This window comes from Poseidonibacter antarcticus (assembly GCF_003667345.1).
GTDB classification, from domain to species: Bacteria; Campylobacterota; Campylobacteria; order Campylobacterales; family Arcobacteraceae; genus Poseidonibacter; species Poseidonibacter antarcticus.
This window is the reverse complement of the sequence record NZ_RCWF01000021.1, coordinates 1-15,419: the sequence shown is the minus strand read 5'-3', so window position 1 is coordinate 15,419 and position 15,419 is coordinate 1. Positions and strand designations below refer to the sequence as shown.

The 15,419-nt window shown below is 24.2% G+C and carries 10 protein-coding genes and 1 pseudogene; 8 read left to right on the top strand and 3 right to left on the bottom strand.

Translation table 11 applies throughout. From position 1 onward, the window contains the following. Positions 1-499 precede the first annotated feature (499 nt). The 3 genes and pseudogenes from D9T19_RS13995 to D9T19_RS13985 form a co-directional block, all read left to right on the top strand. Positions 500-793: pseudogene (locus tag D9T19_RS13995) on the top strand (beta-barrel domain-containing protein); the annotation flags it as partial. A 40-nt stretch (positions 794-833) separates the two neighbouring features. Beyond that, positions 834-1,079, top strand: coding sequence for a hypothetical protein (locus D9T19_RS13990; protein WP_162984600.1), 246 nt, complete (start codon positions 834-836; stop codon positions 1,077-1,079). A 104-nt stretch (positions 1,080-1,183) separates the two neighbouring features. Next, entirely contained in the window at positions 1,184-1,747 is a 564-nt protein-coding gene (locus tag D9T19_RS13985; protein WP_162984599.1) for a hypothetical protein, read from the top strand. A gap of 93 nt (positions 1,748-1,840) precedes the next feature. Here the strand turns inward: D9T19_RS13985 and D9T19_RS13980 are convergent, their stop codons facing one another. Both D9T19_RS13980 and D9T19_RS13975 read right to left on the bottom strand, forming a co-directional pair. Next, positions 1,841-2,920, bottom strand: a complete 1,080-nt coding sequence (locus D9T19_RS13980) for an IS256 family transposase (protein ID WP_121628866.1) — start codon at positions 2,918-2,920, stop codon at positions 1,841-1,843. A gap of 2,261 nt (positions 2,921-5,181) precedes the next feature. Next, positions 5,182-5,853 carry a hypothetical protein gene (locus tag D9T19_RS13975; protein ID WP_121628865.1) on the bottom strand — a complete coding sequence of 224 codons (672 nt, stop codon included), beginning with the start codon at positions 5,851-5,853 and terminating at the stop codon, positions 5,182-5,184. Between the two features lie 410 nt (positions 5,854-6,263). Between D9T19_RS13975 and D9T19_RS13970 the strand changes: the two genes are divergently transcribed. From D9T19_RS13970 to D9T19_RS13960, 3 genes are all read left to right on the top strand, one after another. Then, a complete protein-coding gene (locus D9T19_RS13970; protein ID WP_121628864.1) occupies positions 6,264-9,515 on the top strand; it encodes a hypothetical protein in 3,252 nt (1,083 codons plus the stop codon). A gap of 391 nt (positions 9,516-9,906) precedes the next feature. Beyond that, entirely contained in the window at positions 9,907-10,974 is a 1,068-nt protein-coding gene (locus D9T19_RS13965) for a ParA family protein (protein ID WP_121628863.1), read from the top strand. Between the two features lies 1 nt (position 10,975). Beyond that, complete coding sequence (locus tag D9T19_RS13960; protein ID WP_121628862.1) at positions 10,976-12,010, top strand: ParB/RepB/Spo0J family partition protein; 1,035 nt, start codon at positions 10,976-10,978, stop codon at positions 12,008-12,010. A 235-nt stretch (positions 12,011-12,245) separates the two neighbouring features. Here the strand turns inward: D9T19_RS13960 and D9T19_RS13955 are convergent, their stop codons facing one another. Further along, a complete protein-coding gene (locus D9T19_RS13955; protein ID WP_121628861.1) occupies positions 12,246-12,527 on the bottom strand; it encodes an IS110 family transposase in 282 nt (93 codons plus the stop codon). 529 nt (positions 12,528-13,056) lie between these two features. Here D9T19_RS13955 and D9T19_RS13950 point away from each other — a divergent pair. After that, positions 13,057-13,764, top strand: coding sequence for a response regulator transcription factor (locus tag D9T19_RS13950; RefSeq protein ID WP_121628860.1), 708 nt, complete (start codon positions 13,057-13,059; stop codon positions 13,762-13,764). Further along, the coding region (locus D9T19_RS13945) for a 7TM-DISM domain-containing protein (RefSeq protein WP_162984598.1) at positions 13,757-15,419 on the top strand (1,663 nt) is incomplete at its 3' end. The genes D9T19_RS13950 and D9T19_RS13945, both read left to right, overlap by 8 nt.

Sequence of the window (15,419 nt, the reverse complement as noted above, 5' to 3'; positions counted from 1 at the left end):
ATGTATAAAAAAATTAGGAATATGCTTGATGAACATGATGATGGAGAAGATTAAACAAGAGCAAAGAATGTAGTAATGAGTCTTTGATCATTATTAGATAAAGAGATAACACAGTTAATGAAAGTGTTTTATTTTAATATAAAATATAGAATGAATGTAAAAAGTAGAATTATAAAACTTTCAGAGATAATTAACTATTCTTTAGAATATAAACAATTTTGTTTGAGTAATTCACACTACTTCATTAAATTTGAATGAAGTAGAAAGATAAATAAAATTAAATTTTTAAAATATGTGAAATTAATATTTATTTTAATTCAATATTAAAAAGTGTCATATCGTTATAGGTTAAGTCGGCACATTTGGCTTAAATGTGACAAAGAAATTTAAATATAACTTAAAATTTATTTCACAAGTACCTTAATCGCATGTTCTCTCAATTCTCCAGTAGGTGATATATACTGATATAAGGTTGCTCTTGTGATTAGGATTTGTAAAAAAAGATATGAATTCTAAAATCAAAATAGATACCTTCTCTTTTCAAAAATATGGTTTTTTTGAAGGGAAAATAATCAATGTAGGAAACTTTTCTATAGATGATGAAAAATTAGGACCCGTTTATGAAGTAAAAATAGAACCAAATGGTAAAACTTTAAATCTAGAAGGGAAAGAAAGATACCTAGAAGCAGGTATGAGCGTAACAACTGAAATAAAAGTAGGCAAAAGAAGAGTAATAGAGTTTTTTATCTATCCAATTATTCAGTATTTGGATGAGGGCTTGAGTATAAGATGATGAAAAAAAATAAAATAAAAATTAAATGTTAAGTTGGGGCTTGCTTGTAATTATAGTAAATGTAGTTTATTTACTACTATCTATGCTAATTGGATATTTAGCATATAAATTTTTTAAACATATAAGAAAAATAGTTTTTATAGTAGTTTTCTTAGCACCTTTTTTGGATTTGATTATTCAAAAAAATATTAAAACTTATTATCAAGCTTTTAAGATGGAAGGTGAAATATATGCTTATCCTGAACTTGATGCAGATGGAAAGATTGAGAGCTTGGATATTATATGAGAGTAATTTTTCAAGGAAATAGTAATGAGCTTAAGATGGCAGAATCAATTAAGAAAGAGGAGTAAAAGTTGAAAATCAAATATATTATATTTGTGGTAGTTATAATGTTTAGTTTTAGTTGGTGTGATGAAAAATATAGAAAACTACCTCTTAATGTAAATGTTGATTTCTCAAAAAAAGAAACTGTTTATGAGATAGATTTTCAAGCACCTTTGAATTTTTGGGGATCAAAGGTTAATTTTGAGTTATGGATAGATAATGGTATAAAATATTCTAAAGAAACTAAAGAAGAAAAAAGAATTTCTGATTATATTAATAAAGGAATCAGTAGTGATAACTTAATTAATAAGATAAAAAATCAATATTTCAAGTTTAAAATTACCCTTATTCCTCTTGGTTGGGCTAGTACCAATATTGATATTCTTATTCCTGATTATAACTTACAGAAATGGAATAAAATTGAATTTATTAATAGAAAAAAGAATGAATTTATATTATCAATACCTCTTTATGGAAGAATAAGGAACTATCATAATAAGCAAATAATGACAGCAGATTTGCAAAGACTTAGAAATTATCATATTAGAATTGAAAGTTTGGAAAATGTGACTATACCAAAAGGTATGAAAACTGGATTAAAAATAAAAAATTATAATAGAAAACATTAAAAAATGGCAGTACTGTGATAATAGATTTTTCATAGTTAGTAGTGGGAGTGTTCATTAATCTATGTCAGTCATCTAGTAATTCCTAAAATTGAATCATAAATTTAATGTTTTATCTAGTCTTCCCTCAAAATATATTGAGAGCTGAGAAATTGTTAAACTCCAATTTCTCACTGGCATTGTCCACCTTTTTGTAGCATTTTGAATACCCATAAATAGTAATTTAAGTAAGCTATTATCGTTAGGGAAACCACCTTTTGTTTTAGTAAGAGTTCTAAATTGTCTGTGAACTGATTCAATGATATTTGTTGTATAAATTACTCTTCTAATATCTTCAGGATATTGGAAATAAACTGATAAATTTTCCCATTTATTTCTCCAAGAAGTAAATACAATAGGATATTTCTTACCCCATTTCTCTTCTAACTTATCAAGTTCTATTTCGGCTTCTTCTTTTGTGAAAGCTTGATAAACTGATTTTAATTCTTTTGCAAATTGTTTTTGATTTGCTGATTCTATAAATCTTAAAGAATTTCTTATTTGATGAACAATACAAAGTTGTACTTCAGTATTAGGAAATACTGAATTAATAGCTTCAGGAAAGCCGTTGAGTCCATCAACTGATGCAATAAGTATATCTTGTACTCCACGGTTATTTAAATCTGTTAGAACTTGCAACCAGAACTTAGCTCCTTCACTTTCATTGAGATAGAGTCCAAGTATTTCTTTTTTCCCATCAACTCCAACTCCTAAGACTGTATAAAAGGCTTTAGATATATATTTCCTATCCTCTTTAACTTTGTAGTGAATTGCATCTAAAAATATAAAGGGATAAACTTCTTCTAGTGGTCTTATTTTCCATTCTTGAAGCATTGGTATGATTTTATCAGTAACAGCTCTAATTGCACCCTTAGAAAAGCCTACACTATAAATATCTTCTATTAGTTTTGATATTTGAGAATAACTATTTCTATGAGAATAAAGAGCAAGAATTTTTTCTTCTATTTCTCCTGTCATACTAGTTTGATTTTTCTTATTTAAATCTTGTGTTAGATGAAAATCTATTTCAGCTGCAAATGCAGCTTCTGTAAGTTGTTTAATTAAAGAGCTTAGTACTTCATCTTTGTGTCCTTTGGTATTTTTTATTTTACCAGTTTGACACGGATTTTTGAACAGCCCCTCAGCTGTAGGTTACTCCAATAATATCTGTATACAATCAAAATTATACCTCTGATATCTTCATACAATCTAACTTAAAGAGAAATTATACCTCTAATATCTGCATAGGACTTAAATTATGCCCCTAATATCTGCAACAATCAACAATTATACCTCTAATATCTGTATAGGTATTATATATGTGTAAAGAATTACTATTATGTAACATATATTTACACGTTATGCCCCTAATATCTGTATGCTTTATAAAGAAAATGTAAAACTCTTAATTAAAGAAACCTTGATTGATTTGGAATGCTGATTATTTAAGAAAAGAAAATTGCTTTTGAAAAGTTTTTATTTTTGATTTTGTCAATATCTTCTATGTTAGCTTTTAAATAATCAATCGATATTATTTTTGTTTTACTATCACTATCCATTAAAGAACCTTTATTATTTATATAGTATAGATAGGATATCTTTTTAAACTTGATATAATTTATTGAAAAGTCTCTCAATTCTAAACTTTTTATATTTATAATTTCCTCTGCCCTCTTCTATATACCATTGATGAATATTGATATCTTTAAATATAGATTATGAAATAAAACATATTAAGTATTTAATTTTCTTTTATACTCTTTTAAAATCTTCTTTAGTGTTTTGATTAATTGAAGATTCTTTTATTAGAATCTGCGTAAGATGTATTGTAAGAACTTTATCTCAAACAAGATTTACAATATCACTAGTAACTACAAATACCAACGATACTTTTTCAAATTAGTTTGATACAATTAAATTAAATCCAATCATTTTAAATTCAATACTACTTCAAAATAGTTAGTAAAATCAGAGCATGCACTATTTGATATTTTTACTCAAATGAAACTCTTCTGTTCTCATCAAATATAAAAGGAAAGAATAAATTATTTTTATATATATTCTAAAACTAATTGCACCATTAATCAAACAAAATAAAGATTAAGAATTGAAGCTCTAAAAACTTAGTTTAATTAAGAAAAATACATACAAAAGTGAGCTATTAAAATCAATATTTTTACTCTTAAAATCAACTATTTTTTCTACTTTTCATATCTAACATAATTTAACTCTTATATTTTGCTATCTTTTTTGCATTAAATTAATGCCTAAAATCATATTAAATCTATACAATATTAAGTATAAATATTACTAAAATAATCCTTTTATGGGAAAATTAGATAATTATGTAAATACATCATAAATAATATTAAAAGTAATTTTTAATGCTTTTTGTTAATTTTACTTAAGCTTCCACCAATAACACTTTAAGAATAGAGTTTTTAGTGGTTAATAATTCTTTAAGAATAGAAATAAATTGTATAAACAAAATACTATAAATAATAAATTGTATATAAAAAGAATTAAACTAATAAAAAAGCAATATTTATATAGATAATAAGTAAAATATTAAAACTAAGAACTCCCATTAAATGGTACTTTATAAAATTGTATTTATATTGATTTTAAAAGACATACAAAAAGAGGTGTATTTTTTCCAAGTTTTTTTCAAGTTTTTTTCAAGTTTTTTCCAAGTTTTTTCCAAGTTTTTTCCAAGTTTTTTTAGGTTTTTTCTCAAATAAAACATAAGAACATAGGTTTTACGGTAGCTAGACAGATAAAAAATTCAGTAAAAAGTCAGTAAAAATTCAGTAAAAAGTCAGTAAAAATTCAGTAAAAATTCAGTAATTAAGCTATATATCAGTTTATAACAAAAAGCAAAAAATGCAAGTAGTGATTACAATATATATCATCTATTATATGGCTTATAAAAGTTGCTTTTTTATCTATATTTTATCATGGTATTTAAAGTACTTTTATATGTGGAGTTATTGATAAAAAGTAATACTATTATAGTCCATAAATTTAATAAGTATTTATGTCTTATTTTAGTTATTTTTTATTCTTTTTTATTCTTTTTGCATTGCTGTAATATATAATTAGAATTGTATTGTAGACTTAATAAAGTTGTAATACAATCTTGTTTAATCTATACTATTTGATTACATCTTTATAATATTGTTAAATTAGTTCTAATGCCTAATTTTAATTGAACTAATAACTTATAAAAAGAGAATTTCATATAAAAAAATAGAAATTTTTGAAATTATCTCAGATAATTAGTTTTTAAACTAGTTTAATATAGTAAAAATAGAAAAGTCTTGTTTGTTATTCAATGAAGTTCTCAGATTATAAGTAGCTAGATTTAATTTCATTAATGAAATTATTTACAGTCCCTTTTACTTATATTTACAATTAATTAAAGCACTTGCAATACTATTAGAAACATTTTGCATCTTACTTATAATTGTTTTATTCTCTTTTGAAAAAAGTTTAATTGATTCTGTTTGTTTTATTTTTGAATTTGTTTTAATATAAATATCAAATAACCTTGTAAAATCTATTTCTTCTAGGAAAGGAAATTTAGTAAATATATAACCCTCTTCTATCATATCTTGGATTAATGTAATAGCAATTAATTCTGGTATCCATAAGATATTAGTATCACTTCCATTTTGTTCTATTATTTTAGATTTTAATCTATTAACACCTACATTATAAAAATATGCTAATGGTTCTATTAATTTATATTTTATTAAACTCTTTTGGCTTTTACTTTTATTATCTATGATCACCTGTAATTCTTCTGTACTAAGAACATTCTCATATAAAGAAGCTTGAAAATTTTCCATCATTTCAAATATTACTTTTACATCATTAGTAGTAACACCTTTAATAACAGCTGAAGATTTTCCTTCTTTTTCAATAATTAAATAGTTATCAATTAACATACAACAAATCATTAAAGCAGCTTCACATTTTAAATCTTTTAGAGTAAAACCTTTTTGAGATAATAATATCTTCAAATATTTCATTTTATCATTTTTATTACTTCTATTTATTTTCTTCATTTATTTCTTTTTATTATTTATGTTAATTTCTCATGTTTGATAATGCAATTATAGCTAAAACAAACTTCATTGAGTCCCCTATTCTATAGTATCTAGGCTTCATTATAATTATTTTAAATTTAAATGGACTATATTATTATATTTACAAGCTAAGGATTTAATATCAAAAAAATTAATTAAATTTACAATAACAACGATGAGAAAATTGTCACCTATAAAGAAGTAAAAGTATTCGAAAAGATATATCAATTTATATACTAAAAAATATAATTATAATAAATTTTTACATATCTTTTATACTTTCTTTATATATATAAAAGATTTATATTCTTTGATCGATAATAACTAAAAATAAAGTCTATTAACATTTTATATTAGCTAAAATAAGACCATACAATATTGGAGTATAAATGGAAGCAAATTTATTTGAACTAGATGCAAAACTTGATAAAGAACGAACTATAAAAAATAAAAAACCTTCTATTCTCTTTACAAAATTTAAAAGTAAATCTCCATTAAATAAAACTATTGATGAAGATGGAACTAAATATTCAAATGCATATTTTTCAGAAGGTACATTTAATACATTAAAAATAAATGACCTTTTACAACTAAAAAAACATTTACTTCATATAACAAAATTTGAAGCAATTGGCCTTGGTATCCACAAAACTAATTTAAAAGGTGCTATTGCTCCCAAATCTAGATCAAAAGAACTTGCACGTTCTAAAGAAAACTTTAAATGGAATGACGAATATAATTTAATTATGCTTGATTATGATTATTTTGAAGGATTAATAAAAATTAAATCACCATTGGACTATTTAAATACACTAATAAATATTGATCCTATATTTAAAAATATACAAATGCTAATATCTCCATCAACATCATCTTTAGTTATAAAAAAAGATACAAAAGAAAATTTATATGATACAGGTGGATTTCATGCATATCTTATTATAAAAGGTAGTGTTGAAAGATTTAGAGAATTATTATGGCAATCTTGTTGGGCTAAAAATTATGGTGCTATAAAAATTGCTGCTGATGGAAGTATCTTAAGTAGAACTATCTTTGATAACAGTGTGTTATCACCAGAAAGATTAGTATTTGAAGCTCTACCAAATGTTGCATCGTCATTAAGTTTAAATAAACGTGACATAAGAATTGTAAACCCAAAAGGCACTTATTTAGATGTATCTATGATGGAATCTAATATTAGTGAGGGTCTTAAAATGGAAACTGAAGCAAAAAAAGCTTCTAAAAGTTCATCTATACAAATAAAAGAACTTTATATAGGAGAACAAGTAAAAAAATTAATAAAGAAAAAAAATCTTTCTTATGAAACTGCATATAAAATTATAGAAGCAAGGACCTCAAATTCAGGAATTATTTATGAAACTGATTTGATAACATTTCCTGACGGAACAGAATTGTTAGCAGGAGACTTAAATTCAAGCCATGATGGTTCATATATTTTAGACCCTATAGAACCACAACAAGCAAATGCTGTTGTAAATGTAAACTTATCTGGACTAAAAACTATTTATTCTTTTCTTCATGGAGGAAAAACATTTCAAATCATACCACAAGATTTGGATGTAAAACTCCCTATAGGAAAAGAAGCTAAAGACATAGCACAACAGTTTTTAAAAGAAATTTGGAATGATCGTTTTGGTTATGGATACTCAGTTAAAATGTACGAAAACTGGGAAACTATTTTTCAATCATATATAGATGCAAGTAAAAAAGATTTTGACAAAATGTTTGTTATTAGTACATCAGCTGGTTCAGCCAAAACAACATCCCTTGCTTTTTATATAAAAACTAAAATAATTCAAACTCAAGGTAATTTTAGTACACTCGTAGTTGTTAATACAATACAAAATGGGATAGATTTTAAAAATTTTTTAAATACTGGTCTTTTAGATTATTATGACACTGAAAAAAAATTACCTCGTGCTAATATTATGTTCTCAAAAGATAAGGAAATTATAAAAGATCTAGAAGGTGAAATTACTACATATACAAGCGATGTAAATACAAATACATGTATTAATGCAAAAATTTTAATAATCACTCATGCTAGATTAAGAAATGCTGTTCTTTTAAATCAAACATCTCATTTAATGTCATATTCAGATTCAGACACAAACCATACTATAGATAGAGATTTAATAGTAATTGATGAGGCTATTGATTTTGAAGAAAAAGCTACACTAAAACAGTCACAATCACATGCAATCAATGGTCAATTATTAAGTATAAAAACAAGTGTCTCTTCAAAAAATAAAGAAAAAATAGATAGTTTATCTCAACTGATTACCAAATTCACATCATTCTGTGACACAATAGAATCTAATTTTAAAGATACAAATGTAAAAATTCATAATGCTGTAGATGTATTCGGTGATACATCTAATAATACTATAATAAATTATTTAAACGATAAAACATTTTTTGAAGAAATCACAAAAAAATATAATTTATCTGGTGTTAGTCTAGAAAGTTATTTAACAGATCTATCCATTCTAATTAATAGTGAATTCTTTCATTTAAAAACTGGTCATGATGGTGTTATTATAAGTTCTAACGTAGATCGTATTCCAAAAAAAGGTTTTGTTGTACTTGATGCATCTGCTGTAATCAATCATGAATATCAGCATTATATAGCTCAACAAAAAGCACAAAGAATAAGAGTACATTTAGATGCAAAACGTTATGACGAAGTAACAATATATCATAGCGAAGAAAATACAGGTGTTGGTAAAATTGATATAGCTGCTGATAAATCAAATTTAAAAGAAATAGAAGAATTTAAAAATAAAATTCAATTAGAAATAAAAAATAAAACTACGAAAGATGACAATATCTTAATAATTTCAAACAAATCTTTTGATGAATATCTTAAAACAAATCTTATTCTTGATAGATCTTTTCGTTCAGAACATTGGGGAAATCTTACAGGAAGAAATGATTTAAAAGATTGTAATAAAGTTTTTTGTTTGACATTGCCATATAAACCAACATACTATTATTATGGTAAAGCTCACAAACATAATTTAGCAGAAGATAAAAATGAAGTAGCAAAATTTAAGATATCAAATTTATTAGATGAAGTTTATCAAGCTCTTATGCGAGCAAATTTACGAACAAATGATTCTATCACTAAAAATGCTCCAAAATGTGATATTTATATTAGAACTTCTATCGGTAACTATCAGATTTCTAATAGTAAAAAATTAATTAGTACTTTAGAAGAAATGTTAATTGGTTCTAAAGTTGCAAAATGGAGTTATGAAGGCGAAGTTGAAAGACAGTTTTCTCCTTTACCTGATAAAATATTTCAAATGAGAGATATACTTTTATTATGGAAAAAAAATAACCCTCACTCAATTTTTATTGAATATAAAACTTTAAGTGAACTCCATAGTAATATATTTAGTAAAAATGGTAGAACTATACGTTTATATAAAAAGAAATATATAGGTGAGAATGTGTCTGTTCTAAAATGGTTAGAATCTCAGGTTGGCTTGAAATTTTTAGAAGCTAATGAAGCTAAAGAATATTTATACCGTGAACATAATATTCCTATTAAAGGAAGAGGTGTTACATTGTTTTGTATATTAAAAGAAAGTAATACTCCTTTTAGGGATGAGTAACCATAACTATAAATTAAGTTTTATTCAAGTTTAGTATTTTTTTACTATAGAGATAAATGACCACAACTATAAAATAAGTTAAAATTAAGTTTAAAAATAAAAATAAAAACTATAACTATAATAAATATAGTATTTTTTATTTTTACTATAGAGATAAATGACCACAACTATTATTTAAGTTTATATAAAGTTAACAAGTAATAATACTATAGAGATAAATGACCACAACATGAAATTAAGTAATATATAAGTTTCCATCAAAAGTCTCTCAAAAACCATATAACCATTAAGTTATAATTAAGTTTTTACTAAGTTATTAAAAGTTATACTGCTAATAACGTAAAAAATATAAATAGTCGATTTTTTATTATAAAAGGAAAGGTTTTTATTAATGATTTATAATACACTAAAAGATATATCTGCACAATTAGGAATAAACGAGAAAAAAGTATCAGATTTGTTAACAAGTAAAGTAATACCAAATATTAGTACAGGAAGTGTTAGGAAATATTATTATACAAGTTCATATCTTTTAGATTATGCATATAAAATAATTGAATATAATAAGCAAACTAAATATGAATCAACCAAAGAGGCATTTTTAGAAAAAGATTTAGATGCATCAATTTACAATATACCAACTAAATGTCAAGTAATTACAGTTACAAATCAAAAAGGAGGTGTTGGTAAAACTACATCTAGTGCAAATATTGCTGCTACATTATCTTTTTTAGGTAAACGTGTATTATTAGTTGATATGGATTCACAAGCACAATCATCACGATATTTTAAAAAAGTTTCATTTGCAGGGATTAGTATATTAAATTTATTTGAGAATTATAGAAAAAATAATTCAATATCAAAAGAAGATGTTAAAACATATATACATTCATATAATTTGGAAGAATGTAATATTGATGTTTTACCTTCTGAATTAAAACTTGCCAAAATGTTGGAATTAATGCGTATGAATAGTATGCCTCATTTAATTTTAGATCAAATTATAGAAAAAATAAAAGATGATTATGATTTTATAATTATTGATACACCTCCCTATTCTGGTCTTTCATTAGAAATGTCTATTTTTGCTAGTGATAAGATTCTATTAGCAACTGAAGCAGAAGAATTTTCGATTGAAGGTCTTGAAGTTACAATAGAAGAAATAAATGATTTTATTAGAGCAACAGGAAAAAAATTAGATATAGATGGAATTATTGTTAATAGTTTTGTTAAGACTAGAACAGCTCATGATGAAGCATATGACAGAATATTGAATATGCTTATCGATTTAGATTTAGAGGATAATAACTTAATTACAAATAAAGAGTCAACTATTGTAAGTAAAAGTCAATCTGTGCAATTACCGATTATAGAATATAAACTAGAACCTAAACAAGCTCTAATGATGTGTGAAGAATATTTCAAATATTGTACACATTTAATAATGAAGGATTTATAATATGAATTATAAAAAATTAAATAGTGAAGAATTAATTGTAAAAATAGATGAATTATCAGAAAAGAAGAATAAAACTTCTGCAGATAAAATTGAGATAAAAAAATTAATGAAAGAATTAGATATAAGATCTTCACCTATTGTTGCTAGTGGTGTTTTTATACCTGCAGAATTAGAAAACAAAAATAGAATTGAGTATATTTCAATTAATAAAATAGAAGATAATGATTTCAAAGATAGAACAGGAATAGATCCAATTAAAATTAAAGATTTGGCTGCTAGTATAGAAGAATTAGGTTTATTACAACCTATTGTGGTTAAGAAAAATAATGATGGTTCATATACGAAAATAATAGGTAAGAGAAGAATTCTAGCTCATGAACTTTTAGGTAAAGATAAAATAAAAGCCATAATTTATGATGGAGCTGATACAAATTATAAAATTAGATTAAATATATTACATGAAAACCATCTTCGAGAAGATTTAAATATGTATGATAAGGTTAAATCTGTCTTAGCCTTGCTTCAAGATTCACTTGGTATTGATGATGTAAATCAAATAAAGAAACTTTGTAATAAGATAAAAAATATTAATAAGATAAAAAATGTAGATGATAAATTACTAGAAGATAAAATGAAAATCGAAAATGTTTTAAAGGACAGTATGATATTTAAAACAAATGCCTCATTTGTTAATGCTTTCCCAATTTTAGACATGGATGATTTTTTAATAGAAGCATTATTTAAAAATAAGATAAATTTCGAAATAGCAAAAGTTGTAAATTCGTATAAAAATATTAAATTTAAAAATAATTTAACTTTAAAAGAAATATTAGAGGATATTATAATTAATAAATATAGTTATAGAGAATCAAAAAAATATATAGACGAGTTAATTGAACGAGACGATGTTAAATTTGAAGATACTGTTAATGCAAGTATCAAGTTTTTATTAAAAAATATCAAAAAATTAAACATTAATCAACAAAAAGATTTTGAAATTGAAATTAATAAAATAAAAGAAAAATATTTTAATTAATAAAATTTACCCCAGCGCTGGGGTAAATTTTATTTTTACATTATAAAACCGTGTTTTTTAAATATTAACAGAATTTACTTCTTATCATAAGTTTAACCTAACTTGATAAGTCACCTTTATTTTTAATTTTAGAATTCTTTAAAAACATAACTTTCTATATTTATAATTTAATATTAAATAGGTGCCAAAATCATTTGAATTTGAACACCCTATCGGACAATACCTGAAAAATTTATTATTCTTTTATTGCTTTAGTAAAATTAGAATTTTGTTTAGGATTGACAATAAAAGATCTAATATTTTTTTCACTACAGAAAGCTTTTAAAGCATAAGAGTAATTTCCTGTAGGTTCAAAAATAAATACTAATTTATCAATCTCTTTTTTATAGAGTTTTTTTATTTTAGAGTATAAACTTTTTATTGATTTTAAATCATTATTAATAACTAAATCTAAATTAGTTTTAGGGATATACACATTGATAGTTGACTTACTAACATCTAAACCGATAGAATACATATCTTGAACCTTTGTTTTTAAATAAAGAGTTCGTTAGGGTAGGATTTCTTCTACCTGATAAGCTATACAACTTTATACTCGTAAAATTCGATCTAGTAAAACTCACTGATCTTGTTGCCACTCAAATTTAAAGTATAACTATTCAACTTTTGGACAAGCTAGTTTTCAACTGCTTTGTAAGAGGTCCAATATATCATGCTCTAAAAAACTCTATGAATATATACTATCATATATCCATAAATCTATTATACGAGTAAGAGAAAAGATACATAATTCAAACAATAATTTATCATCATTAGAATTTAGAGAAAAAATATTACAAAGGAAAAAAGTTGTTTAGAAAAGAGAAATTATTTATCTAAAATCAAGTTACCACTCTAATATATAGTCTTTATTAATAATGGTTTGTTCTGAATATCTGAAATACCATAAATTGTTATGATTATCCTTATTATAACTTTGCTACTACTTTACTACTCTAGTGTGCTAGAATCAAGAATTATAAAAGAAATTAAAATTTAGGTTTAAAATGAATGAGTCAAAATTAAATGCATTAAAGAATTTTACATTATTATTAGTAGATGATGAAAAAGAGTTACTTGATAAACTCGATACTATTTTATCAATATTTTTTAAAAAGGTTATCACAGCAAAAGATGGTTCCCAAGCTTTAGAAATCTATGAAAATAGAAAAATTGATATGATTATTACTGACTATACAATGCCTAATTTAAGTGGATATGAATTATGTAAAGCTATTCGAGTAAAAAACAAAAACATTCCTCTTGTTATTATGAGTAACTATAGTGACAAAGAAAAGCTTTTAAATTCCATTCCTCTATCCTTAGCAAGATATCTTATAAAACCTATAGACTATACAACGCTTATATCAACATTGTTAAGCATGCTAGAACAAATTAATATTTATGGATTAAATATTATAAATATTACAGAAGTACTTACATATGAAATGCATACTAAAATATTAACAGATAATAAAAAGAAAATAGAATTATCAAGTAGTGAAATTGAATTAATTGAGCTATTTGTTTTAAATAAGAATAAAATTATTACAATGCAGGAAATAAACCTTTGTCTTGACCCAATAGAAGAGAAAAGTAAACCTGCTATTAAAAGCTTAATATATCGTTTACGAAAGAAAATTGGGAAAGAAGTTATTATAAATATACCAGGATATGGATATATGTTGAGAACTGAAGGCAGTTTCATTGATTAAAATTATTCTTATAATATTACTTCATTTTACTATGTATGCTTCAAATACATTAATAATTACAGAAGATGAAGATTTAGTAGATGCCTCACCTTATACTTTCTACATACAAGATAGTAATTTAGAATTAAATGAATCTGATATACTTACAAAAAAAGATCTAAAGATTCCTTCACAAAATGGTCATTTAGGGAATATACAAGGACCTATATGGAGTAAAGTAACACTACAAAATGAATCTAATAAGTATAGACATTTTATTATATATAATCAACTTCCAGGTACAAACTATATAGATGTTTTTCTTTTTAAAAAAAATAAGTTAATAAAAACTCATCTCTTAGGTGATATGAGAAGTTTAGAAAATAGAGAAATGAATAATCGATTTTCAGCATTTAAACTTATCTTAGCCCCACAAGAAAAAATAACAGTTATCTCAAAAATCGATAATTATAGTATTTTAAATATAGGTTGGACAATAGAAGATAATATAAAATTTATTGAAAATGAATCAAAATTTTTAGTTATATTTGGTTTAGTTGGTGGTATATTTTTTCTATTTATAATACTATCATTTATTTTATACTCTTTTTATAAAAAAATACCTTACTTAATAATAGCACTATATCTTATCAATACATTTTATTACCAGTTCTCAATACAAGGTATAGTACATACTTTAGATATGGGAATAAATTTAAATTTCAATACACTGGTTTCATGGACAGGTGCTCCTGTTGGAGCGATTTTGCTTTTATTTTTTGCTTACTATTTCTTTGATATGAAGATGAAATATAAAAAAACATCTTATATTCTAAAGTTTCTAATAATTATAAATACCATCCTTTTATTTGGCTTCTTGTACTCTTCATATATAGATGAAAACTACTTCTTAATTACAACATTGCTAACTGGACCCGCCTATGTTTTAAGTATTATATTTCTTATGATTATTGGTCTTTTTATGAATGAAATTGGAAGTAAATATTATTTACTTGGACAAAGTATTATGCTTATTGCTGTTGTTATAAATGCTTTAGCAATTACAAATATTATTGATTTCCATAACTCATATAGATATATTATTACCATTTCTGTTTTACTTGATGTTGTATTACTTTTTATAGCACAATCGCTTAAAACATTTAAATCAATTCGAGAACAAGCAAATGCAAAAAGAATGTTAATTGAACAATCTCGTTTTAGTTCTATGGGACAAGCAATTGGACATATAATCCATCAATGGAAACATCCTCTTACTCTACTAGGAACATCTGTAATGCTTTTAGAGACAATACTTAAACATGATAAGAATAATGTAATATTACAATTGGAAAAAGAATTGCCTACAATAAGTGACTCAATAGAACATATGAAGAAAACAGTAACGGAATTATCTAGTTTTTATTTAGGAAATGTAGAAAAAATATCTTTCCTCCCACTAGAGATAACTAGTAATGTTGTTAAACTACTAGGGGCAAAGATTATATTAAAGAATGTAAAGATAAAAATACATATCCCAAAAACTATGACAATTCATAATTATGAGCATATATTCTCAAATATCATTATAATATTAATAGATAACTCACTTGATGCATTTTCTAATAAAGAAAATAATACCATCACAATTAAATTAGAACTAATAAATGATAAAA